Consider the following 22,319-nt stretch of genomic DNA (forward strand, 5'->3'; position numbering starts at 1 on the left):
GTCGTACTGGCTGCGGAGCGGTATCGAGAGGATCCTCTCGGGCCGGAATCCTTGAGAACGACAACCCTATACTGATGGAAACGAAATTCGTGTCCTATCCGTATGGACTTTGAGCTTTCGGAAGAGCACAAACTGATGAAGCGTGGCGTGAAAGACATCGCCTCCCAATACGGCGTCGACTACTGGCAGGAGATCCACGAGACTGGCCGTCAGCCAACCGAAATTTTCGAGGACCTCGCTGAGGGGGGCTGGTTCGGAGCGCCGTTGCCGGTCGAGTACGGGGGACAGGGGCTCAACCTGCTCGACACCGTAATCGTCCTGGAGGCGCTCTGCGATGAACACTGCTGGGAGACGACGTTCCGGTTCACGATGAGTACGGTCTTTGGCGGCATCTCGCTCGTCGAGAACGGGACCGAGGAGCAAAAAGAGCGGTACATTCCGGAGATCGCCGAGGAGGGGGCGGTCTGGGCGCTCGGGATGACCGAGCCCGACGCAGGGCTGAACTCCGCGCGCATCTCGACGTTCGCGGAGAAAGACGGCGACGAATACGTCATCAACGGCCGGAAGCAGTGGATCTCGGGGATGGAGTTCGCCGACCACCTGCTGTTGATCGCAAGGACAACGCCCTATGACGAGGTCGACAACCGCTTCGACGGACTCACGATGTTCATCGTCGATCCGGACGACCCTGCTATCGAGTACAGCGAGATTCCCCTCGACATGTACTACACGGAACCGACCTACGACCTGTTCATCGAGGACCTGCGCGTTCACGAGGACCAGGTGCTCGGCGAGGTCGGGAACGGCCTCTACCAGGTGTTCGGCATGCTCAACGTCGAACGCGTCACCGCGGCGATCTCGGGCTGGGGAGCCGGCAAAGAGGCGCTGGACCGGGGCGTCCAGTACGCCAAAGATCGCGAGGTGTGGTCCGAACCGATCGGCGCTCACCAGGCGATCCAGCACCCGCTGGCGGAGGCCCACACCAAGATCGAGTCCGCACGGACGCAGCTCCGCAAGGCCGCCTGGAAGTACGACAACGGCGCCGAGGACGTCGGCGAGACCGCCAACATCGCAAAGTACCTCGCCGCCCAGGCCGGCTGGGAGGCCGCCGAGGCTTCGATGTCGGTTCACGGCGGGATGTCCGCCAGTCAGGAGATGGGGATCGCCGCCTGCTGGGGCGTCGCCCGTCACCAGCGTACCGGTCCCGTCTCCGAGGAGATGATCCTCAACCATATCGGTCAGCACGTTCTCGGACTTCCGCGCTCGTACGGTAACTGACTCGCGGCTACTCGATCGCGTTCTCGACTCTCGATCGCGATTCGAATGACTGTACCGTTCATTTCGGTCGCTCGGCTACCGGACCGAGCATCAGCGACCCGACGAACTGTTCCGGCCGCGGTCACGGTGCGCGCCAGTCCAGCTTCCGTTTCGGTTTCGTATCCACCCAGCTTTCGCCGGGGACGTGGCCGGCAGGACACCACCAGGCTTCGTTCACGTTGGCGAGCTTGGCGCCGATCTCCATGCCCGTCTTGATGCCATCGCCTGTTCTGGGCCATGCTCGTCGGAACGTCCATCGGGCTGGCGAGGAAGTGCTCGCACAGCTCCTCGTCCCACTCAATCCCGCCGGCGGCGATGACGACGCTTGCCGCTTCAACGGCGGTCTCCTCGCCCTCGACCTCGGCGACGAGGCCGACGACCGCACCGTCGTCGACGATGAGCTCTTCGACGGGGGCGTCGGTCTCGAAGTCGACGCCGCGGTCGAGACAGGCCTCGTAGAGATCGGCTACCCGGGCCCGGCCGGTGCCGATCTGGTCGTCCTCCATTCGCTCGGCGAGTTCCTCCCAGTCGGCGATCACGGGGAACTTTGCCATCTCGCCGGTCGTAGTTGGGATCGGAGTATGGGGTTGTCCCACACGTCGTGGAGCCGGTCGCCAAGGCGGTTCCCGTCGTACAGCTTCGGGACGATGCTCTGACCCTCGTCCCGCCCGCCGCAGAAGTGGGGTGGTAGTCGAGATAGTGGGAGAACGCGAACTCCAGCGGCGTTTCGTCCTCGATTCGATCTGCGATCTCGGGGCCGCGTTCGACGAACTGCCGGATCATTTCCTCGGGGACGCGATCGCCGGCGATATGTCTGATGTAGTTGTGGACGTCCTCCGACGGAATCTTGCCGATCGCTTCGACGACCGGTCGGCTGTTCTGGATCCAGACAGCCCCGCCGGAGACGGCGGTCGTTCCGCTGGGACCTCGGCTTTTTCGAGGACCAGCGTCTCGGTGCCGGCGACGGCGCCGGCCAGTGTGGCGGTGAGCCCGGAGCCGCCCGAGCCGACGACGGTGTCGACTGAATGATCCCAGTCGGTTGCGGATGCTATGCGCATAGTCACCAGTGGACGTTCTCGTTCAATGTCGATTTCGACTAACGCCGATGTGCGGTGACAGCGCCGTCCGTCTGCGATCGACGCAACTGGCACCTCACTCTCGCCACCACGTTCTCCCTGTTCGACTCGTCACTTTAGAGTCGGTCGGTACCCAAACATATTACTCGCCCCCGGCAGACCTTGTGGCATGGTCACGCAGATAGAAGACAGCGACGACCTCCGCGAACTGCTGCAGGGAACGTATTTCGATGGAGTCGACGCGGGCAACGCCGACACAGCGGTGACCGCGATGCACCCTGATGTTAACTGGACGCACACGCAAGTATGGGAGCACGACGGCCACACGAGTCGGGAGACTGACTTCCTCGACGGCCGCGAGGAGCTCCACGCGTTCCTCGACGATCGCATCGACGAGATGCAGGTCGTCGGGATCGAACACAAAGTTCGCGACGCCGTCTACGAAGACGGCCGCGGCGGGTTCAAGGCTGAGGTCGTCGGTCCGGAGGGCGACACCGCTGGTTTTATTGGCTGGGTCGAGGTGACCGACGACCTCATCTCGCGGTATACCGTCGCGCCCGACTCGGTCTCCGAGTAATCTCACGGCCGTCGGCCTCGATCGACGACGCTGTTCGGCTGGCCACTGATGGAAAAGAGTCGTAGACCGGGGTGCGGTCTCGGTCGCAAATCCGCCAATTAACGTCGAACCGAGGGCGTGTGCGCTATCACCTAATTATCATAGTTTCCGATCCCTCTTTGCACGTGAGTTGGGAAGCGAAGCCCTGCTCACGATCGGAGAGTGCGGCGCCGTCCTCGAGAGCAAAAAGGGCATGATGGGCAAGCCGATCCCCGGGCACGAGGTCGACGTCGTCGACACCGAGACTGCAGAACCCCTCAAACCCGGCGAGGTCGGTGAGATCGCCGTCAGACATGAGAGGAACCCGATCATCTTCAATGGCTATTGGAACAAACCCGAACTCACTGAGGGGAAGTTCGCGAACGAATGGCTCCTGACCGAGGACCTTGGGAAGAAAGACGAGGTTGGCTACATCTCTTTCCAGGGTAGAAGGACGACGCCATCATCTGCTCGGGCTACCGCGTTAGCCCGGTGGAACTGGAAGAGACGCTCGCGAACTATGAGACGGTCGCAGACGCTGGCGTAATCGGCGTCGACGACGAGTCTCGTAGATCGGGTAAACTCCACCGCTCGGAGCTACGAGAGAGGAAAGGAGCGGCTTAGAGGCTGATTATCGAACGGCGTCGACCGTTCATTGCGATCGTCGATGGTAGTCGGACCTCGATCGGTCGAGACAGGGGTTTACCCTCCGAAACGGCCGACTACCAGTGATTTTATCTCGTCGGGGCGAAAACGATTCGAACGAGCGCCACCACTATGACAACAGTACGCACACTCGAGGCAACCGTCACTGCGGACACCTACCCGGCGATCGAACGGACGCTGATCGACGGCATCTCGAACGGCGAGTCGGTGCCGACGGTAATGCAGTGGACCTTCGACGAGGACCTCTTCCTCGAACTCGGTCCGGTCGAAGACGCCGCACTCATCGACCGCGAGCGCGCGGAGGCCCACGGGGTTTCCTACGGACGCCGATACAACGTCAGCGGCGGAACCGGCTTCTTCCGTCAGGATCACACACCGGTCTTGTACGCCTTCTTCCCCGACCGTGGCGAACACACCATGTCCGAGTACATCGACCTCGCCGGCGAGGCGATGGCGGGCGCCCTGCGAGACGCCGGTGTCGAAAACGCCACCTACCGCGACGGCGGCGACGTCGAACTCGTTCCGGAAGATGACGGCCAACTCCTGAAGATCGGCGTCTCCGGCGCGGGTTACCGGGACGGCGTCTGGGGTGTCTTCGCGAACGTCATCTACCGGAGTTACGGCCCCGACGAGTTCGAGATCATCGACGACGTGATGCGCTTGCCGAAAGAGAAGTTCGAGGACAAAAAGACTGACAGCGTCGAGGGGCGGATGACCTCCGTCGACGAGGTCGCTCCCGACCTCGAACTGGCGGCCGTTCTCGACGCCGCGACCGAGCGCCTGGCCGACATCGCCGGCGGGACCCCCGAACCCGGGTCGTTCACAGAGAAAGAGGAGGCGGCAATCGAGTCACACTGCCAGACGTTCGGCGACAGCGAATGGTTCGAGCACTATTCGACGAACAATCTGGTCGAGAGTGCTGGTCCGGACGATCGGGTGGCGGAGGTGGCCTACAAGGGCCGCAAGCTGATCAAGGCGAGCGTCTGTGTCGATGCGGACGGGACGATCGGCCGGATGCAGTTCACCGGTGACATGTACCACCGGCCGGGCTTCGACGCGATCGACCGACTCAACGAGGCGGTAGCCGGAACGGACTTGACGAACGACGACGCCCTCCAGGCGGCCATCGAGTCGGTCTACGAGCAGGAGGACGTCGAAATGCCGTGGCTTCCCCCCGAGGACTTTGTCCAGCCGCTACGCCGCGCACGGGATAATCTCGTTCCCGCTTCCGAGTTCTCGCGGGAGTAATCCCTCGGTCGTTCGTGTGGCTCGTCCGTCGTTGCGTCTCGTTCCACCACGGCAGCCACCTTTTTTCGGCCGACTCGCCGGTGGAGAGCGGTTTCGATCCGTTATGCGGGTTCGTAGTACCAGGTCTCCTCGCCGGTTCTGACGACCGCACCCTCATCTTCGAGTAAGTCGAGGTGCCCGATGATCTCCGACATGCCGGGGAACACTTCGGTCACGGGAAGGTCCGGGAAGAGTTCGTTCATGAGATCGTAGGCAGTCGCTCGTCCCTCGGTCTCGAGAATCGACGCGATCCGACGTTTCCGCGACTGGTGGTGGTCGACGATTTCGTCGATCCGCGCCGGCAGATCGGTAACCAGCCCACGGTGGCCCCCGCGGGCGCCTCCGATTCCGGTCTCGCGGAGCCGATCGAGCGAGTCGAGGTACGTCGGGAGGCTTCGCGTCCGCTCGTCGGTCGTCCCGGGAACGATCGTGAGCAACGGATTCGGGGAGATTTCGGCCATGACGTGGTCGCCGGTGTAGGCGATGTCGTTCGCCCGATCGAGGAAGCAGACCGATCCAGGGCAGTGGCCGGGCGTGTAGAGGATATCGAGATCGGTCCCAACGTCGAGGCGGTCGCCGTCGCCGATCGGCTCGTCGACGGTGATCGGCTTCTGGAACTCGACGAACGATGTCGGCAGTGACACGACGGTCCCGACGGTCGACTCGGGGACGCCCATCCGGACGAAGTACGGCTCGAAGACCGCCTGCTCATGCTCGAGGTGAGCGTCTGGGTCGGTCAGTATCTCGGCGGCGTCGTGGTGGGCGTATACTGTTGCCTCCGAACGTTCCCGAATTCTTGAGGCGAGACCGAAGTGATCCATGTGCGGGTGAGTGATGAGGATGCGATCTAGGTCCTCGACCGCATGCCCGTGCTTCTCGAACTGGGCGGTCAGTGCCTCGTAGGCCTCGTCGGTCGCCGGTCCGGGATCAAGCAGCGTCAGCCCGTCCCCGTCGAACAGGTAGCCGTTCACCCGTCCGATATGAAACGGGGTCGGGATCTCGAGTCGATCGACCTGGTCCATGTCACCGACTCGATAGCCACCCGTATAATTACTGTGGTGGTCGAGGCCAATGACCTCGATGTGACGTGATTTCGTCGAGGTGCCACCCTGTTCGTGGCCAGCCGGTTTCGAACGTTCGACGCACAAAGTCCTCGAATCGTTCGAACGAAATCCTCTATTCGCCCTCTCACAGTCATCGATTTGCTCTCACTTACTCCCCGGTTTGGCCTCAAATACGACAGTCCCTGCGTCGATCCCCCTCAGGGGAACCGATCCTCGAGGTTCACCGGCTGCGGGACGCCCTGGGGAGTAAGTACTTCGCCGGTGAGGTAGGAGGCCGCCGGGCTCGCGAGGAACTGGACGACGTCGGCGATCTCCTCGGGGTGGCCGATCGTCCGGTCGACGGTCTCTCGACCGTCGATCTCATCGACGGACTCGTCGAGGACGTGGTCGACCCCTGGCGTGAGCACGACGCCGGGGGCGACCGCGTTCACGCGGACGTCGTCGGCCGCCCACTCGTAGGCGACCGACTTCGTGAGGTGTGAGATCGCGGCTTTCGCCGCGCCGTAGTGGCTCTGACGTGGCGACGGGTACTGCGTGACGAAACTCGAGAGGTTGACGATCGAGCCGCCGTCACCCTCGCGCATCTCCTTGCCAACCAGTTGCGTGCAGTTGACCGTCCCGGTGAGATTCACGTCGACGATCGTCTGCCAGCCGTTGGGCGAGATGTCCGCGAACTCCGAGAAGAAATTGGCACCCGCGTTGTTCACGAGGATGTCGACCCCACCGAACGAGTCCACCGCCGTCTCGGCCAGTGTAGTCACGGCGTCCCGGTCGCGAACGTCGCACTCGACGGCCTGGACCGCCCCGTAGGAGGTGGTCTCGCGTATCCCGTTGGCGGCCTCATCGGCCCGGGAGGCCTCGCGGGAGCACAATACGACGTTCGCTCCCTGGGTCGCAAACTGTTCGGCGATCGTCCGCCCGATCCCGCTGGAGCCCCCGGTGACGACAGCGGTTCTCCCGGCGACACTGAACTGGCTGGTCATAGGTACCAGAACTCTATCTGAGGATCCACAGTAACTTTGTTGGTCGGGGCACCAGCGTTCGGCCAGATCGAATGGCGATTCCATCATTGAACACATATCCAGGAGATATACATCAAAATCTGGGAAAGATTTAAATACTGGCGTGCGTAGCTACGCCTATGCCAATTGATGGCAATTCTCCAGGGGCAGAAGGAGCTAAGCGAACAGTAGGAACATTCAACCGACGGCGGTTTCTGAAAGCAACCAGCGCAGGGGCGTTAGCTGCCGGTGCCGGGTGTATAGGCGGTACTGGCGGCGATGGTGGCGATGGCGGCAATGGCGACGGGATAACACTCGGTGCATTGGTCGCGTTGCCAGGTGACTTCGCTGGCGGGACAGCCCATCAGGAAGCCGCTGAGCTGGCGGTTCAGCAAATCAACGACGACGGGGGCATCCTTGACCAGGAGGTCGATCTGATTGTCAAAGATACCCAGCTCGATCCGGCCACGGCCCGATCCCGGTACCGCGAACTCGTCATCGACGAGCAAGTCGATGCGACATTCGGGCTATTCGGCTCGGAGGAAGGACTGGCCGTCGCCGAAGAGATTCCAGAGCACGGGACACTGCACATCTTCGCCGGAGTCGCCGACACGGGGATCAACGATCAAATCCGGAACGACTACGATCAGTCCAAATACATGTTCCGGGCGATGTACAACGGCGTCCACTACGGCCGAAATTTGGCGGATGTAATGGACGCCAAGTGGGAGGACTGGGGATTCGAACGGATCGGGGTCGCTGTCGAGGACATCGAAGGATTCACCAACACGATCAAGCCGACCGCTCTCGACAACGCACCGGACTTCGTGGAAGTTGCGTTCGATCAATCTTTTTCCGTCGATACCACCGACTTCGCCCCGATCCTCGACCAGGCCGAGGACGAAGATATCGACATGCTGTTCGCGTTCGTCTCTCAGGCCGGCGTCGGCCTTACGGCGGAATGGGCCCAGCGCCGGCCGGATTTCCACTACGGCGGTGCCGACGTCCACGCCGGTGAACCGGCCCAGTGGGAGAACACCGACGGGGTCATCGAGGGGGTCTGGTCGTACGTCGGCGGAGGTGCGCCCGGCGTCGAACCGACCGAGCGAACCGGCGAGATGATCGCCGCGCATGAGGAAATGCACGGTCACGTGCCCGAGCATGCGCAAGGGTACACGATGTATGACGCAGTCATGGCCTGGAAAGAGGCCGTTGAAATCGCGGAATCGATCGACTCCGACGAACTCGTCCCGGTGCTCGAACAGGATGTCGAGTTCGAGGCGACGACCGGGACGCTCTCCTTCCAGGAGCAGGATGCGGAGTTTCCGCACGACCCCGTCTTCGGTGATGACGGCGTCCGGCCGCCGATCATGCAGTGGCAGGAGGTCGACGGCGAGGGGACCCAAGTCGGACTGTGGCCCGACTCTGTCAAGGCGGGCGAACTGCAGGACCCACCCTGGTTCTAGGTTACCGGTTTGCTCGGTTTCGTTCAACTCGTCGACGGTCGGCGCGTCGGCACCGCGTCAATGATGGGCATTCCCTTGTGAAGGCAATCGAACCGGTCGCTGTCCGATCGAGCCGACCGATCGGTTCTCTACGCGCTCAGAATGTAAAACATCGGAAGTGATCACCGACGGTGTTTTCAGATTCTCGAAAAACCAGATTCGATCCCTCGATCACCGAAAATACTAAGTCACGTGTGAGACACCTACTGACATGGTCGATGTACTGCAACTAGCTACCAATGCGACCGTCCTGAGCGCGTTCTACGCGCTCATCGCTGTCGGATTTACCATGATATTCGGGGTCGCCGACATTCTTAATATCGCCCACGGTGCGGCCATCATCGTTGGCGGGTTTACAGCATACTATGCGACTAGAGTGGTGGAGGTGAACACTTGGGTCGGAGGGGCCGCGGCCGTAGTGCTCGGCGCCATCTTTAGCGTCCTCGTGTACAAGGTGTTCGTCAAGCGAGTCGAACACGACGAAATTCTCGTCGTGATCGTCACGCTCGCACTGTTACTCGTGACCGAATACACGTTTCGATTCCTAGCAGGATCGTCGACACATCTGATTCCAGGGCTCGTCTCCGGGAGAACGCACGTCGGTTCGGTCGGTATCCAGAACAACGAGATCATCATGTTCGTCCTGTCCTGGATCCTCATTATCGCCCTCCTCCTGCTCGTAAACCACACCTGGACGGGCCGGGGGATCAAGGCGATGAGTCAGACGAAACGTGGTGCCGCGCTCGTCGGCATCAACCACGAGCGGACGACGACGTACACGTACGCGATCGCGGGTGCGCTCGCCGGCCTCGCCGGCCTGTTTTTCGGAATCCGTAATGGAGTGACCTTTGACATGGGCTTGGATCCGCTACTGATTGCGTTTGCGATCGTCATCATCGGCGGAATCGGCTCGATCAAAGGGAGCGTCGTCGGCGCGTACATCGTCGGTGTCCTCGAGACAATTACGACGACGGTAATCGATGCCCGATTGACCGGCGTCATCGCGCTTGTGGTGCTACTGATCGTACTGTTGGTCAGGCCCCACGGCCTGTACGGACGACCAGGTGAGGAATAACCATGGCTGAAAACGCACATACGACGGGCAACGACGAATCGGGAGGCAGTATCGGCCGGCTCAGGCGCGTTCCACCGAGTTACTACCTCTCTGTGGGTTTCCTGGCGTTCCTCGCACTGATCCCCGGCGTACTCGGGACGACGAATATCCTATTGCTCACCTATTCGTTGTTCTTCGTGATGTTCGTAATCAGTTGGGACTTCGTCTCGGGATACACCGGCCTCATGAGTTTCGGTCACACGCTGTTCTTCGCCGTAGGCGGGTACACGACCGCAATTCTGAACATCCACTACGGTGTCCACCCCATCCCCGGAATCGTCGGCGGGGTGATTCTGGCAGCGATAGCTGGTCTCCTGTACGGGCTGCCAGCGCGCAATATCGAAGGGCACTATCTCGCGCTGATGACGCTGCTCCCGCCGCTGATTCTGGAGCGTGTGTTTCGCCTGTTTAAGGATACGACCGGCGGCGAGACGGGTCTCATCGGTACCGAGAACTTGATCGAGATGGACAGCTTCGCCATGACGGCCTGGGTCAACTACTATCTCGCGTTCGGGCTGTTCCTCGTTATCTTCTTGCTCGCGTGGGTCATAACCCGATCGGACACGGGGACGATATTCACCGCGATCAAAGAGAGCGAAGATGCAGTCGCGTCCGTCGGGATCAACCCAAACAAGTACAAGGTCTACGCGTTCGTCATGAGCGCGATGATGGGTGGACTTGCGGGTGCCGTATTCGTCCACACGCCGGCCGGCAGCGCCTCACCGAGTCAGTTGCTCTCCCTCGTGGTGATAATCGACGTTCTGCTCGCGAGTATCCTCGGCGGTCTCGGAACGATCACCGGGGCTGTTGTCGGCGGCATGACGATCTTCTGGGTGCGCGAGTGGCTGAGTGACGTCAGCTGGACCATTCCGGTACTCGACATTGGCGTCAGCGACATCAACGACGTCCTGTTCTTCCTCTTGCTACTCGCGCTGCTCATGTTCCTCACCCAGGGACTCGTTCCGTGGGCCCAAGAACGCGGCCAGCGCTTGCTAGAGCGGCGCCGAGCAGACGATGCGGAGGTCGCAGCCGATGGCGGGCGGACGCCTGACGATCGAACGGACGCCAGCCGACCGGAAGCCACAGGCGATCGATCGAACCGAGAACGAACCGCGGGTAACCAGGGTAAGACGCGATGAGCCAGGAGATCAATGCGGCCAACGCGGGCGAAGCGAGCCGTGTGGTGGGAGAACCGATTCTGAAAGTAGACAGCCTGACAAAGAAATTCGGCGGACTGACCGCCGTAGATAACCTCTCGTTCGAGGTCTACGAACAGGAAATTCTCGGGGTGATCGGGCCGAACGGAGCCGGGAAATCGACGACGTTCAACTGCATTTTCGGCACGTACAAACCGACGCGTGGGACGGTCCGATTCGACGGCGAGGACATCACGGGCAAACCGGCGCACAGGGTCGCCAGAGCTGGCATTGCTCGGACGTTTCAGACGTTTCGACCGCTGGAAGACCGCGACGTCCTCGCGAACGTCGAACTGTCGAAGGTGTCTGACAAGCTCTTCACCTTCGACGGTATCTTCGGTGGGACGGAAGACGAGGCACAAGAGGTGTGCGAGCGGGTCGGCCTCGGTGACGACGTTCACAAGACGCCCGACGAGTTGCCTCACGCTGGTATGATCCGCCTCGAGATTGCCCGAGCGATCGCGACGGACCCGGACCTCCTCCTGATCGACGAACCGTTCGCCGGCCTGTCGGCGACGGAGGTCGAACGGCTTTCGACGCTCTTTTCCGAGCTTCGTGAGGAGGGACTGACGCTCATCATCATCGATCACAACATGCGAGGACTCATGGAACTCATCGACCGCGGTGTCGTGATCAACTTCGGCTCGAAGATCGCCGAAGGGTCTCCGGAGGAGATCCAGGCGGACGAGACAGTCCAGGAGGCTTACCTGGGAGGTGAGGAGATATGACCGCGAACATGCCGCTGCTGGAGGCGTCCTCGCTGTCGGTCGCCTACGGGAAGGTACAGGCTCTTCGCGATGTCGATATCCATGTCGATTCGGGGGAAATCGTCTCGATCATCGGCCCGAACGGTGCTGGCAAGACGACCTTCGCGGACACGATCAGCGGCTTTCTGCCGTACGAGGGGTCGGTCACGTACCGCGGAGAGGAAGTCGAGATGGTTGAACAGAATTCGCTGGTCGAAGACGGTATGATCTACTGTACGGAAAAGCGTGATCTGTTTCCGTTCATGACCGTCGAGGAGAATCTGGAACTCGGCGCGTACCACAACCGCGACGCACTTGAGGAGAGCCGTGAGTTCGTCTACGACCTCTTCCCTCGGCTCGAAGAACGAGCGGATCAGGAGGCGAGAACCATGTCCGGCGGCGAACAGCAGATGCTCGCGATCGGCCGCTCGCTGATGGGTGATCCTACCCTCCTCATCCTCGACGAACCGACGATCGGACTCGCGCCCGTCATCGTCAATGACATCAGTGATGCACTCGAGACGATCGTCGACCAGGGCGTTACCGTTCTGCTCGCGGAACAGAACGTCAGGTTCGCGCTCGACCACGCCGATCGAATCTTCCTCCTCGAGAACGGAACCGTCAAGAAGGCGGGCATCGCATCGGAGATGAAGGGTGACGATTACATCCGCGAGACTTACGTGGGAACGTAGTCGTCGGCAATCTGGCCGAATTCCTCGAGTGCATCGGCGACGATCGCCTCCACCTCGTTTTCGTTCCGAACGGGGCGCGCTCACGGTACTGTACGGAGAGAAAGAAATCGACAGCTCGAGCAATCCATATCACTGGTCGCTGTCATCGACTCAATCTGCGATCGTCGATTCGAGAGACTGTTTCAGTTCGAATCCTTCGTAATCGTTCTCAGCGACCTCACTGCATTTTTCGTTGTAAGCAATGAAGCTCCAGGATTGATCAGGAAAGTGCTCTCTTTCCCGGGAATATTGTCACTTCTGTATCAAGAGTCCGCTTTCGGAAACGCTGTTCTTCAAGCCGACCATCCTAACGGACGCCGACAACGACGACACAGTGGCCTGTGAAGAAGTATTCGGCCCCGTCCTGACTGTCCTGAAGTGGAGCGGCTGTGAGGAGATGATCGAGCGGCCAACGACACCGAGTACGGGCTGGCCGCCGGGTCTGGACGACGGATCTCCAGACTGCCCATTCCGTCAGCAACGAACTGGAAGCCGACGTCGTCTGGGTCAACTGCTACGACGCCTTCCAGACGGGCGTTCCCCACGGCGGCTAAAAACAGAGCGGCGCCGGCCGCGAGATGAACAGATAGGCGTATCACGAGTACCGCCAGACGGAGACGGTCAACATCAATTTCACCGACAGTTGGCCGCGTATGTGAGCCGCCGGTCGAAGGCAATCTCCGCCGCTCTTCCCCACATCCGTATCACGTGTCGTAGTAACCGATCCCGCGGTACTGTCTAGAGGGGTCCGCAAGACGTGGGGCTGGTGAAGTTGAGGAATGGTCTATGAAACTTTCATCTAAATCCTAACAATAGTGATCCTGGCTCCACGGGTGGCGAGAATTTGGCCGGTTCAGCTCACCCCACGGCGAGTGATCATCTTACGGCACATTATTGGTGCCGCGAGAACCGCTGAACGCCGCTCTATCCCGGAATCTCTAAACTAGTCAGTACCCTCAGACACGTCGTGTTTCTCGGTGAGACGGTGGGGAAATGCCGCCAGGGGACTGACCCCGCGGCGGCTGTAGACATTCACCTCTAGAATCAATTTTAAATCCGTGTAAATCGCGACGTAGAGCCACTTCTTTTCGCCGTTAACCCCAATCTGATTCTCATCGACCGCGATCCGTGACGGCGAGGCCGTTGGCGGGTCGCTCTGTATCTTAGCAAGTGTCTCTTTCCCGTGCCAGATCGTCTGATGACTGGGATCGACACCCAGCCAGTCTAAGACTGCCTCGACTTCACGTAACGACAATCCCATTGAGTGAAGTCCGACCGCGAAACAATGGACGGGTGTCGGCGTGCGCTCGTTCTCCCGTACGTCTTGGTTCTCGATGTCTAACCGTTCTCTGAGGAGGTCTGCGAGTTACATGGAAACTTCTCGCTACGCCCTCCTCGTTTCTCAGATTCGTTGAACTACGGCAGTGCCAATCAAACATGCATATGAATACAGAGCAACAGGGACGAGACGACTGTTCTAAAAGCAGGGGTCCGATTCAGTGGTGAAATCAGTACTCGTCACGGAACCGAACTTCGGCCGTGCCCGCCTCAGACTTCACGGACCCGATTCGTTTCGTCGACTTCCCACTCTTCGAGATTTTCTCTGACGACCTTTCCGGTCGCTGACCGGGGGAGATCGTCGGGATGAGTGATTTTCATATATTGTGGGAGTTTATAGTTCGCTAGATTTTCCTTCAACATCTCCATGAGGTCATCTACGTCAAGCTCGTCAGGATTGTATGTGCTCACAATCGCACGCGGGACTTCTCCCCACTTCTCGTCTGGGACCCGAACGACCGTCGCTTCTTCGATCTCCTCGCGTTGGAGGAGCATTTTTTCGATCTCTGCGGGGTAGATGTTTTCTCCACCGCTCTTGATGAGGTACTTTCGGCGGTTGATGAAACTGTACGTGCAATCGTCATTGTACTCGAAGATATCGCCGGTCCGGAACCACCCGTCCTTGAAGTCCTCTTCATTGGCCTCTGGGTTGTTGATATAACCGCTGCAGAGAGCCGGCCCGCGTGCAGCGAGTTCGCCTCGCTCCTCAACTTCGTTCCAGTTCTCGTCGATGAGTTTCAGATCGACGAATGACGACTCTATCTTTCGGAGATCCTCATCGTCCGGTCGGACACCGATCGGGATGTCGTTCCCAGCGCTCAACACGTTCCCGACCTCAGTAGCGCCATAGGAGTTGGTGAATTGCATGTCGAATTTATCCGTGACCCGCTGGACTTTTTTCGGATCAACGAGGTCTGCCAAGGCACCCACGCCCCTAATTTCGCGCATGTTTTCAACATCGATGTCGTTTTCTTCGAGATAATCGAGGAAGCTGTTGATGACTCCCGGAAGGAGGAACAGCCATCCAATCCCGCCCTCGTCTTCCTCAAGGAGGATTTCGACGATGCGTTCGTTGTCGAAGCCGTTGGGTGGGTAGTAAGTTCCGCCGAGAGTGAACACCGCTGGGAGGGCATCCGCCGAGATGATGTGGAATAGCGGTGCCCACGCAATCCACCCATCACCCCGCTCCATATTCCAATCGATGATGTAGTTTTGTCCTCGAGCCAGCCACGCTCGGTGGCTGATTACGACACCCTTTGGAAGACCAGTGGTCCCTGACGTGTAAAGGACGACTAGTCCTTGCTCAGGATCGGCCGTGTATTCAGGAGCGGGCTCCTCAGATGACCCCTCGTCGATTAGCGACTCGTAGGAGATGTCGCCGTCGTCTCCGTCAAGATTGATGATTTCCGGCGGATCTTCAAGCTCATCTTCAATCCATTGGGCTTTCTCCCGATACTGTTCGGAGACTACGAGTGCGTCCGGGTCGACGAGGCTGGCACAGTGAACGAGTTCCTCCTCTTCGAGCCGCCAGTTGAGCGCAGGGACTATGAATCCTACCTTCGCAGCGGCGAAGTACGGCTCGATGTATTCCCCTCGATTCTCCGCGAGGACAGCGACCCGAGCCTGCCCTTTTTCGTACCCGCGGTCAAGCAGCGCATTCGCGAGTGAATTGACGCGTTCATTGAGTTCGGTGTACGTGACCTTCCGATGAGGTTCACTGACGGCAGTCTGATCCGCGTACATCCGTGCGGCCTTCCGCATCAAATCGCCGACGTTGAAATGTTGGGTCTGGTCTACGAACGATTCTTGGTCCCCTATCCCCAGGTCGAAGTTAAACTCCATACGTCTTGATTATCATTAACAAGGTACATAAACATTTGGCCCCATATAGGAACGAGGGGGATGAAATTAAATGGCCATCGGCGTTTCGGCCCAGCCGTCGTCGTAGGGCGAGAAGTATTTCGCCTCGTAGGTGAGTTTGTTAATCAACCACTCGTTGCCTTCCTTGGTGAAATCGATTGTGTAGAAGCCAGCGAGCCACGCTGCCCCCATATCTTCCACGTGACCGAGATCAAGGAAGTGCCAGCGTCCTGTGGCAGTGTCTCCATCCACGGTAATCCACGGGTTGATTGCTAAGTGGAAGGAATCGAGAATTCCCGTCTCCCCCTCAACGTATCCTTCAAGAAACCCCCTGAGTTCGTCCTTCCCGTCGTATCGCCCAAAGTCGCCATAATCAAGGACACAGTCATCAGTCATCAACTCTAGGACACCATCAACGTCGTGTTTGTCCATCCTGAGCATGTAACAGTGGGCAAGGTTCGATACTGTCAACGCTGCTGCGGGATCTTCTACCTCTTTCATGATACAAGTTACCAATTATTGCGAAGCGATAAATAACTTTTGTTGAGTGAGACCTTCGCTTCATCTCAAAATCGAACCATCTTCTGTCTGAGTGCCCTCAGTGCGTCATATATCCACTGTCAACCGGATACGTGTTCTCAGTAAGAATGAGGCTTCATCCAAGCACAGCCAGACGATGGTGTTCGCGACTACATTCGGGTCTTTGGATTTTCCGGACATCCAATCACTGGTCCAGCTGTCACCGAGACAGGTCCACTGATGATTAAATCGATTTAATTTAAGTATTAGTAACATATATTTTTATAATATAAATAATATAAAAATATAGGAATTGATATCCCCGTTCCGACAGAAAATTATAATTAGGTGGGAGAAGACGACTGATGTGGTGTCAAAAGCCATGGGACTTGTAGAGGAGAAATCCACGATTATCACAGGTGCTGCATCGGGAATCGGGCAAGCGACAGCGAAAGTATTCGCGGAACACGGGGCGAATGTCGTCGTTGCTGACATTGATGTCGAAGGCGGCGAAGAAACGGTCGCGGATATCAGGGAAGCAGGTGGAACTGCTACCTTTGTCGAGACCAACGTAGCCGACCCGGACGATGTGGAGGCGATGATCCAAACCGCCGTCGACGAATACGGCGGATTGGACGTCCTTTATAACAACGCCGGAATTGAGGGCAATGTGGCCAAATTGGCTGATCAGCCCGTAGAAGGATTCGACGATGTTGTTGATGTGAACTTGAAGGGGGTCTGGCTCGGGATGAAGTTTGGGATTTCAGCGATGATTGAAGATGGCGGCGGATCGATAATCAGCACGTCTTCCATCGGAGGGTTTCGAGGAATCCCGACGTACTCCGTATACGGAGCTACGAAAGCAGGGGTGAGCCTCATGACAAAGACTGTTGCAAACGAGTATGCCGAAGAAGGAATTCGATGTAATGCTGTAGCTCCGGGAATCGTCGAAACTGAGATGATTAGCCGCGTTCTTGAGGAGGACCCCGGTCAAGAGGAAGAGTTCCTCGCAATGGAACCTATGCCGGGTCTAGCCCAACCTGAGGAGATCGCGAACGCCGTACTTTTCCTCGGGTCAGACCTCTCATCCCGAGTGACCGGGGCTACCCTCCCGGTTGAAGGCGGGCATCTCGCCTGATCGAAGACAACCGGAATGGCGTTTTTATTTTTAAATAAATAGTATGGTTCTTTGTTATCAAATTATTTGAATCATATAAATAAAACAATTGATGGTATAGTATCAAAACTTTACTGCCTGATACAATTCTACAACACGGCCCCATGTGTGACCCAAACGATTAAACGTTAAAAGTGCGTGTGAATGTCTATGTTCGATCCAGTGGCTGAAACTGAAGACGTGGGCCAAAAGCCCATCTCGCCCCGGTTAGAGAGCCTTGAGAATGCCCGAATCGGCCTGTTCGACAATGGAAAACCAGCTGCCGAACCCGCACTGGCAGTGATCGGCGAGCGCCTACAGGACCGATACCCGGATGTCGAGATCGTGACCTACGCCGTCGAGCACCTCAACCGATTGAAAAACGACGATGTGCTCGACCAAATCGGATCGTGGGCCGACGATGAGACTGACGCCTGTATCGGGGCGATCGGTGACTGCGGTTCCTGTACGAAGTTCCTCGTCTACGGGGTCAATGCGATTGAACGATCCGGGACGCCAGCGGTCGGGTTGATCGATAGCGGCTTCGCGCTCGACTGGGAGATGAACTCGCGGGACCTGGGGCGGCCCTTGCGACAGCACTCGGTCCCAGAGTACTCCGAGGTGACGGATATCGAACGGGTCCGTGAGCGAATCACCGACGAGGATATCGACGAACTGGTCGCCCGGTTGACCACGCCTCGAACCGAGGAGGAATTGGGCGACGGGGATCGGTGACGATGCCCGTGGACGATCGCGATACCTCGATCGAAGCGACGACAGCTGAACTCTACGAACGGGGGGCGACCGACGGACTGCCGGTCGTTCCGCCATCCGAGGAACGGGTCGAACGTATGCTTGAAGGAACTGACCGTCCCCCCGAAACTGAACTCGGGACGTTAGGAACCAGAGAGGGATCTTTGACGGTCGAAACCGTCGCTGTGAACGGTGTGATGGCTGGCTGTCTCCCGATTCATATGCCGGTCCTGCTCGCTGGTGCGGAGGCCCTCGTGGACCCGAAGTCGAACGCAATTCAGGCCTCAGTAAGTACGGGTTCGTGGGCCTACTTGTTCCTCCTCAACGGCCCCATCAAGGAAGTTCTTGACGTCAACTGCGGAACCGCCGCGTTTGGTCCCGGCTTTCGGACGAACCGGACCGTCGCCCGTGCACTTGGCCTCATCTACAAGAACTGTGCGCGCATCCACCCCGGCGAAAAGGAGATGTCAACGCTAGGCTCCCCGTTCAAGTTCAGTCTCCTTGCCGGCGAGAACGAGGAGGAAAGTCCCTGGGATCCTCTCCACGTCGAACGTGGATACGACGCCAACGAGAGCACGATCACCTTCGCTGCCCCGAACAGCTACCTCCAGACGTTACCACGCCGGATCAGTCCCGAGGGCGTCCTCGCGAACCTGATCCACAACACGCCACCTGGGATGACCGGAATGAAGACCGAAACCGCAAACGAGCGCTTTGAAGGGTTCCAGACAGAGGTGTTCTACGGACTCTGTCCATACAACGCGGGGGAACTGGAAGACTACAGTAAGTCAGAGATCAAGTCGTACATCTACGAGAACGCCCGGAACCCGGCCCGCGAGTCGGGGCTCGGAATCGGAGATGATCCCGACGGTGGGACGCTCCCGCCGATCTCGGTCCGGCAGTTCGACGACCCCGACCGGATCAACCTGTTCGTCGCGGGGGGGAGCGGCCGATTCAACGCGATCATCGGCCCGACGATGGGGGGTCCCACCACGAAGCGAATCTCCCTGCCGGACAATTGGGAGTCGCTCGTCGAACGGTACGGTCCCGAACTCGACCGGGACTGGGGCGTGGGCTGGAAAGGGCCAAGATGATGGTGGACGTCCTCGTCGTCGGCGCCGGGCCGGCCGGACTCTCGGCCGGTCTGTCCGCCAACCGCGCAGGGCTCGAGACGACGGTTCTCGAAGCCGAGAGCGTCGGTGGCGAACTCGTCAACAGGAACACCATCGAGAACCTGCCGGGTCACCCGCCGGTTTCCGGAACCGAGTTACGATCGACGTTCGTCGAGCAGTTCCGGGCGGCTGGCGGGTCGATCACGCTCGGTACCGTCGAGCGGGTCTACGACGACGATCCGTTCCGGGTAACGACGACCGGCGCGGAGTACCGGTCCCGAAGCGTCGTCCTGGCGACCGGCGGCGTCCCGACGTCCCTCGGCGTCCCCGGCGAAGAGACATTCACCGGCCGCGGCGTCTTCCGCTGTGCGACGTGTGACGGGCCGCTGTACGCAGGCAAGACCGTCGCCGTCGCCGGCAGTTCAGACTGGGCTGCGACCGACGCCCTCTTTCTGACGAATCACGCCGATCGCGTGGTCCTGATCGAGCCGGGCGACCGCCTCGACGCTGGCGACCCCCTTCGCGATCGGCTTGTCGACAACCCGACGGTCGACGTTCGAACTCGAACGGAAATCACCGAGATCCAGGGTGAGGACGTCCTCAAACGACTCCAGCTGGTCGATCGCGACGACGGGCGCGAGTACGCCGAGTCCGTTGGCGGCCTCTACGTTCAGCAGGGAATCGATCCCGCCACCGACGCCTTCTCGGACGTCGTCTCGCTGACCGACCGTGGAGAGGTCGTCGTCGACGCGGGACTCGAGACCGACACGTCGGGGATCTTCGCCGCCGGCGACGTTCGCCAGTCGTCGCCGCGAACTGTCGCTGCCGCGATCGGCGACGGTACCACGGCGGCGCACTCGGCCGTGTCGTACGTGGAACGAACGCGGTAGATGTCGACGGCCGACGGCGATCGGTCGTGGACCGGCTACTCGCCCCGTACCCGCGCGTCTTCGCTTCGTGGCCACTCCTCGATCTCGGGCCTGGCGACCTTTCCAGTACCCGAGATAGGGAACCGATCGGGATCGACGAACTCGATGTAGTGGGGAAGTTTGTAGCGAGCGAGGCGCCCCTCACACAGTCCGAGCAACTCTTTTCGGAGCGTATCGCGGTCCTCGTCACCGTCGAGGGTGTCCTCAACACCCACCAGCGCTCGTGGAACCTCCCCCCAAGTCGGGTCGTCAGTCTTGACCACCACGGCCTTAGCGACCCGGTCGTGGGACTCGAGAACCTCCTCGAGTTCGGCGGGGTAGATGTTTTCCCCACCCGATTTGATCAGGTACTTCGTCCGGTTGAGATAGCTGTACGTGCCGTCGTCGTGTCGCTCGAAGACGTCGCCAGTGTGGTACCAGCCGTCTTCAAACGCCTCGCGGTTAGCCTCCGAATTGTCGAGGTAGCCACTGAACAACGACGGTCCCCTGACCAGCATCTCGCCGCGGTTGTCTCCGCCGTACCCGTCTATGTCGAGGTCGATGGCGCAGTTCGGACTTTCCCGTTTCCTGAGCAGTTCGTCGTCCGGCTCGACCCCGATCGGGAGCTGGTTTCCCGAGGTGGCGTGACCAGCCTCCGTCGAGCCGTAGGTGTTCTGAAACGGAGTGTCGAACAGCGTCGTCACTCGGGCGACGAGCGCGGGATCGAGTATATCAGCTAGGGCCCCCATTGTCCGGATCGGCGGCAGATCGGTCGCGTCAAGGTCGGTGTCCTCAATGTGATCGCACAGCGGTTCGATCATGCCAGGCACCAAAAAGAGCCAGGCGATCGGCCGTTCGGAGTCGGTCAGCGAGTCGAGGATCGCCTCCGGTTCGAAGCCGTCGACGACGTAGTAGGTGCCGCCCAGGGCGGCCATCGTGACGATCCAGTCGAGCCCACCCATGTGAAAGATCGGGCCCCAGCCGACGTAGTTGTCGCCACGCTCGAGGCCGAAGTCCTGGGCCACTTGGTTCGATCGCGCCAACTCTGCCCGGTGGCTGACGACCGCGCCCTTGGGGAGGCCGGTCGTTCCCGATGTGTTGATGACGGCGAATCCCTGCTCCGGGTCGACAATCCGTTCCAATCGGGCCTCGTCTGGATCGCCATTCTCGCGCAGCAACTCGAAGGAACGGTCGTCGTCTCGATCGGACTCGGCCACTCCGCCGGACTCATCGTCACTATCGTAGTCCACGATCAGCGGATCGGCGACTCCGTCCTCAACGATCCAGTCGACCTTCTCGCGGAACCGATCGGAGACGACGAGGATATCCGGCTCGATGAGATCGGCGCAGTGGACGAGTTCGTCGCGTTCCAGCCGCCAGTTCAGCGGCGCGAGCAGGGCGCCGACCTTTGCGCAAGCGTGTGCCAGTTCAATGGTTTCGAGGCGGTTCTCGGCCACGATGGCGACCGAACCTACCTCGAATTCGACGCCGAGGTCGAGCAACGACGACGCGAGCCGATCCGTCCGCTCGTCGAGTTCAGCGTACGTGACCGAGCGTTCCCGCTTGAGATCGACGATCGCTTGGCGGTCCGGATCCGTCCGCGCTGTCTTCCGCAACTGGTCGGCCACGCTGAACTGTGCCGATCGGTCGACGAACCTGGCGGTCCCGTCGATACCCAGATCGAAGTTCGCGGTCATACATCCAAGCTAGAATCTCTCACATTTAGCCGTTCTGATGCCAATCAGCACCGTTTCATCGATGACTAATTGAAGCGTGTCGACATCCAAACTGGCATTGGACAGATTAGCGATTCCGTGCCACACGATCCTCTGACAGATAGGCATCGACGTCAATCCATCGACCGATCGTGGCCCGGAACCGCAGGAGACACGCTACCAGTGCTGCGGCGGTTACATCGGTCATGGATTTACGGACCCGGAGTACCGGACGGGGAGTGTTTTGCGGCGTGCCGAGAGGCGCAGGTGAGCATGATAACTGACGCCCCTATCACCGACTGGGTTGCTGTCCCGACTGTGGAAGCGACGATGTCGACTGGGAAGTCTCGACTGGCCACCTGCGACTTTCTACGAGAAGTTCTGCGATCGACACCGAAGTTCGTGGGTATGGCGACGCCCGCGTCATCTGTAGCTAGCTTTCACTCGAACCGTGGTGTCCCAGTATCACCAGAACCACTATAGATCGACGTATCGCAGTTGCACATGGTCGTCGTACCGCCGGTTGTAGTTAGTGGCACTTCCAAGTATCAACCCAACATGGACCGTAGCGGACAGCGGCTGTATCCTGCCAGTCCACTTTCGGGGCACCAACGCCTATACCCCGATAGTCGAAAGTTACGCGTAGCCGTCGTGACAATG

21 protein-coding genes and 1 pseudogene are annotated in these 22,319 nt (G+C 59.6%); 15 read left to right on the top strand and 7 right to left on the bottom strand.

The genetic code is table 11. The annotated features are described in order from the left end of the window. Positions 1–102 precede the first annotated feature (102 nt). Positions 103–1,278 carry an acyl-CoA dehydrogenase family protein gene (locus MUG98_RS10625; protein ID WP_265112094.1) on the top strand — a complete coding sequence of 392 codons (1,176 nt, stop codon included), beginning with the start codon at positions 103–105 and terminating at the stop codon, positions 1,276–1,278. On the opposite strand, the gene MUG98_RS10630 is transcribed toward MUG98_RS10625, so the two are convergent. Then, on the bottom strand, positions 1,239–1,871 hold the full coding sequence (locus MUG98_RS10630; protein WP_265112095.1) for an FAD-binding protein: 633 nt from the start codon (positions 1,869–1,871) through the stop codon (positions 1,239–1,241). The genes MUG98_RS10625 and MUG98_RS10630 overlap by 40 nt on opposite strands. A gap of 145 nt (positions 1,872–2,016) precedes the next feature. Here MUG98_RS10630 and MUG98_RS10635 point away from each other — a divergent pair, with 145 nt between their 5' ends. The 4 genes from MUG98_RS10635 to MUG98_RS10650 all read left to right on the top strand — a co-directional run bounded on the left by MUG98_RS10635 (position 2,017) and on the right by MUG98_RS10650 (position 4,902). Next, positions 2,017–2,346, top strand: a complete 330-nt coding sequence (locus tag MUG98_RS10635) for a hypothetical protein (RefSeq protein WP_265112096.1) — start codon at positions 2,017–2,019, stop codon at positions 2,344–2,346. A gap of 216 nt (positions 2,347–2,562) precedes the next feature. Continuing rightward, a complete protein-coding gene (locus MUG98_RS10640) occupies positions 2,563–2,970 on the top strand; it encodes a nuclear transport factor 2-like protein (protein WP_265112097.1) in 408 nt (135 codons plus the stop codon). A gap of 169 nt (positions 2,971–3,139) precedes the next feature. Continuing rightward, positions 3,140–3,535 (top strand): AMP-binding protein, encoded by a 396-nt coding sequence (locus MUG98_RS10645; protein WP_265112098.1) that lies wholly within the window; start codon positions 3,140–3,142, stop codon positions 3,533–3,535. Positions 3,536–3,765: 230 nt separating this feature from the next. Next, positions 3,766–4,902, top strand: coding sequence for a lipoate--protein ligase family protein (locus MUG98_RS10650; protein ID WP_265112099.1), 1,137 nt, complete (start codon positions 3,766–3,768; stop codon positions 4,900–4,902). A 101-nt stretch (positions 4,903–5,003) separates the two neighbouring features. Here MUG98_RS10650 and MUG98_RS10655 read toward each other — a convergent pair whose 3' ends face one another. Both MUG98_RS10655 and MUG98_RS10660 read right to left on the bottom strand, forming a co-directional pair. Beyond that, complete coding sequence (locus MUG98_RS10655; RefSeq protein WP_265112100.1) at positions 5,004–5,963, bottom strand: MBL fold metallo-hydrolase; 960 nt, start codon at positions 5,961–5,963, stop codon at positions 5,004–5,006. A gap of 239 nt (positions 5,964–6,202) precedes the next feature. Continuing rightward, a complete protein-coding gene (locus MUG98_RS10660; RefSeq protein WP_265112101.1) occupies positions 6,203–6,988 on the bottom strand; it encodes an SDR family NAD(P)-dependent oxidoreductase in 786 nt (261 codons plus the stop codon). Between the two features lie 158 nt (positions 6,989–7,146). Here MUG98_RS10660 and MUG98_RS10665 point away from each other — a divergent pair, with 158 nt between their 5' ends. The 6 genes from MUG98_RS10665 (at position 7,147) to MUG98_RS10690 (ending at position 12,852) form a co-directional block, all read left to right on the top strand. After that, positions 7,147–8,472, top strand: coding sequence for an ABC transporter substrate-binding protein (locus MUG98_RS10665; protein WP_265112102.1), 1,326 nt, complete (start codon positions 7,147–7,149; stop codon positions 8,470–8,472). Positions 8,473–8,722: 250 nt separating this feature from the next. Further along, the gene (locus MUG98_RS10670) at positions 8,723–9,586 is read left to right on the top strand and encodes a branched-chain amino acid ABC transporter permease (protein ID WP_265112103.1); all 864 of its coding nucleotides are present in this window, start codon (positions 8,723–8,725) and stop codon (positions 9,584–9,586) included. A 2-nt stretch (positions 9,587–9,588) separates the two neighbouring features. Continuing rightward, positions 9,589–10,764 (top strand): branched-chain amino acid ABC transporter permease, encoded by a 1,176-nt coding sequence (locus MUG98_RS10675; RefSeq protein ID WP_265112104.1) that lies wholly within the window; start codon positions 9,589–9,591, stop codon positions 10,762–10,764. After that, positions 10,761–11,549 carry an ABC transporter ATP-binding protein gene (locus MUG98_RS10680; RefSeq protein ID WP_265112105.1) on the top strand — a complete coding sequence of 263 codons (789 nt, stop codon included), beginning with the start codon at positions 10,761–10,763 and terminating at the stop codon, positions 11,547–11,549. The genes MUG98_RS10675 and MUG98_RS10680 overlap by 4 nt, the downstream gene beginning before the upstream one ends. Beyond that, entirely contained in the window at positions 11,546–12,259 is a 714-nt protein-coding gene (locus tag MUG98_RS10685) for an ABC transporter ATP-binding protein (RefSeq protein WP_265112106.1), read from the top strand. Before MUG98_RS10680 ends, MUG98_RS10685 begins: the two co-directional genes overlap by 4 nt. Positions 12,260–12,783: 524 nt before the next feature. Next, positions 12,784–12,852 carry a hypothetical protein gene (locus tag MUG98_RS10690; RefSeq protein WP_265112443.1) on the top strand — a complete coding sequence of 23 codons (69 nt, stop codon included), beginning with the start codon at positions 12,784–12,786 and terminating at the stop codon, positions 12,850–12,852. A gap of 401 nt (positions 12,853–13,253) precedes the next feature. Here the strand turns inward: MUG98_RS10690 and MUG98_RS10695 are convergent. From MUG98_RS10695 to MUG98_RS10705, 3 genes and pseudogenes are all read right to left on the bottom strand, one after another. Beyond that, a pseudogene (locus MUG98_RS10695) lies at positions 13,254–13,634 on the bottom strand (transposase domain-containing protein); the annotation flags it as partial. 212 nt (positions 13,635–13,846) lie between these two features. Continuing rightward, positions 13,847–15,478: a class I adenylate-forming enzyme family protein gene (locus MUG98_RS10700; RefSeq protein ID WP_265112107.1), complete on the bottom strand. Its 1,632-nt coding sequence runs from the start codon at positions 15,476–15,478 to the stop codon at positions 13,847–13,849. Between the two features lie 66 nt (positions 15,479–15,544). Then, positions 15,545–15,997: a nuclear transport factor 2 family protein gene (locus tag MUG98_RS10705; protein WP_265112108.1), complete on the bottom strand. Its 453-nt coding sequence runs from the start codon at positions 15,995–15,997 to the stop codon at positions 15,545–15,547. 400 nt (positions 15,998–16,397) lie between these two features. On the opposite strand from MUG98_RS10705, the gene MUG98_RS10710 reads away from it, so the two are divergent. The 4 genes from MUG98_RS10710 (at position 16,398) to MUG98_RS10725 (ending at position 19,926) form a co-directional block, all read left to right on the top strand. Beyond that, on the top strand, positions 16,398–17,153 hold the full coding sequence (locus MUG98_RS10710) for an SDR family NAD(P)-dependent oxidoreductase (protein WP_265112444.1): 756 nt from the start codon (positions 16,398–16,400) through the stop codon (positions 17,151–17,153). A gap of 189 nt (positions 17,154–17,342) precedes the next feature. Further along, the gene (locus MUG98_RS10715; protein WP_265112109.1) at positions 17,343–17,906 is read left to right on the top strand and encodes a UGSC family (seleno)protein; all 564 of its coding nucleotides are present in this window, start codon (positions 17,343–17,345) and stop codon (positions 17,904–17,906) included. Between the two features lie 2 nt (positions 17,907–17,908). Next, positions 17,909–19,018: a hypothetical protein gene (locus tag MUG98_RS10720; RefSeq protein WP_265112110.1), complete on the top strand. Its 1,110-nt coding sequence runs from the start codon at positions 17,909–17,911 to the stop codon at positions 19,016–19,018. Then, positions 19,015–19,926, top strand: coding sequence for an NAD(P)/FAD-dependent oxidoreductase (locus MUG98_RS10725; protein WP_265112111.1), 912 nt, complete (start codon positions 19,015–19,017; stop codon positions 19,924–19,926). Before MUG98_RS10720 ends, MUG98_RS10725 begins: the two co-directional genes overlap by 4 nt. A gap of 35 nt (positions 19,927–19,961) precedes the next feature. Here MUG98_RS10725 and MUG98_RS10730 read toward each other — a convergent pair whose 3' ends face one another. After that, on the bottom strand, positions 19,962–21,641 hold the full coding sequence (locus MUG98_RS10730; protein ID WP_265112112.1) for a class I adenylate-forming enzyme family protein: 1,680 nt from the start codon (positions 21,639–21,641) through the stop codon (positions 19,962–19,964). Positions 21,642–22,319: the final 678 nt, after the last annotated feature.

The organism is Halosolutus halophilus (genome assembly GCF_022869805.1).
GTDB lineage: Archaea > Halobacteriota > Halobacteria > Halobacteriales > Natrialbaceae > Halosolutus > Halosolutus halophilus.

Coding starts and splice junctions, on each gene's coding strand:
- MUG98_RS10625 (WP_265112094.1), top strand. CDS start 103: ATGGACTTTGAGCTTTCGGAAGAGCACAAACTGATGAAGCGTGGCGTG.
- MUG98_RS10630 (WP_265112095.1), bottom strand. CDS start 1,871: ATGGCAAAGTTCCCCGTGATCGCCGACTGGGAGGAACTCGCCGAGCGA.
- MUG98_RS10640 (WP_265112097.1), top strand. CDS start 2,563: ATGGTCACGCAGATAGAAGACAGCGACGACCTCCGCGAACTGCTGCAG.
- MUG98_RS10650 (WP_265112099.1), top strand. CDS start 3,766: ATGACAACAGTACGCACACTCGAGGCAACCGTCACTGCGGACACCTAC.
- MUG98_RS10655 (WP_265112100.1), bottom strand. CDS start 5,963: ATGGACCAGGTCGATCGACTCGAGATCCCGACCCCGTTTCATATCGGA.
- MUG98_RS10660 (WP_265112101.1), bottom strand. CDS start 6,988: ATGACCAGCCAGTTCAGTGTCGCCGGGAGAACCGCTGTCGTCACCGGG.
- MUG98_RS10665 (WP_265112102.1), top strand. CDS start 7,147: ATGCCAATTGATGGCAATTCTCCAGGGGCAGAAGGAGCTAAGCGAACA.
- MUG98_RS10670 (WP_265112103.1), top strand. CDS start 8,723: ATGGTCGATGTACTGCAACTAGCTACCAATGCGACCGTCCTGAGCGCG.
- MUG98_RS10675 (WP_265112104.1), top strand. CDS start 9,589: ATGGCTGAAAACGCACATACGACGGGCAACGACGAATCGGGAGGCAGT.
- MUG98_RS10680 (WP_265112105.1), top strand. CDS start 10,761: ATGAGCCAGGAGATCAATGCGGCCAACGCGGGCGAAGCGAGCCGTGTG.
- MUG98_RS10685 (WP_265112106.1), top strand. CDS start 11,546: ATGACCGCGAACATGCCGCTGCTGGAGGCGTCCTCGCTGTCGGTCGCC.
- MUG98_RS10700 (WP_265112107.1), bottom strand. CDS start 15,478: ATGGAGTTTAACTTCGACCTGGGGATAGGGGACCAAGAATCGTTCGTA.
- MUG98_RS10705 (WP_265112108.1), bottom strand. CDS start 15,997: ATGAAAGAGGTAGAAGATCCCGCAGCAGCGTTGACAGTATCGAACCTT.
- MUG98_RS10710 (WP_265112444.1), top strand. CDS start 16,398: ATGGGACTTGTAGAGGAGAAATCCACGATTATCACAGGTGCTGCATCG.
- MUG98_RS10715 (WP_265112109.1), top strand. CDS start 17,343: ATGTTCGATCCAGTGGCTGAAACTGAAGACGTGGGCCAAAAGCCCATC.
- MUG98_RS10720 (WP_265112110.1), top strand. CDS start 17,909: ATGCCCGTGGACGATCGCGATACCTCGATCGAAGCGACGACAGCTGAA.
- MUG98_RS10725 (WP_265112111.1), top strand. CDS start 19,015: ATGATGGTGGACGTCCTCGTCGTCGGCGCCGGGCCGGCCGGACTCTCG.
- MUG98_RS10730 (WP_265112112.1), bottom strand. CDS start 21,641: ATGACCGCGAACTTCGATCTGGGTATCGACGGGACCGCCAGGTTCGTC.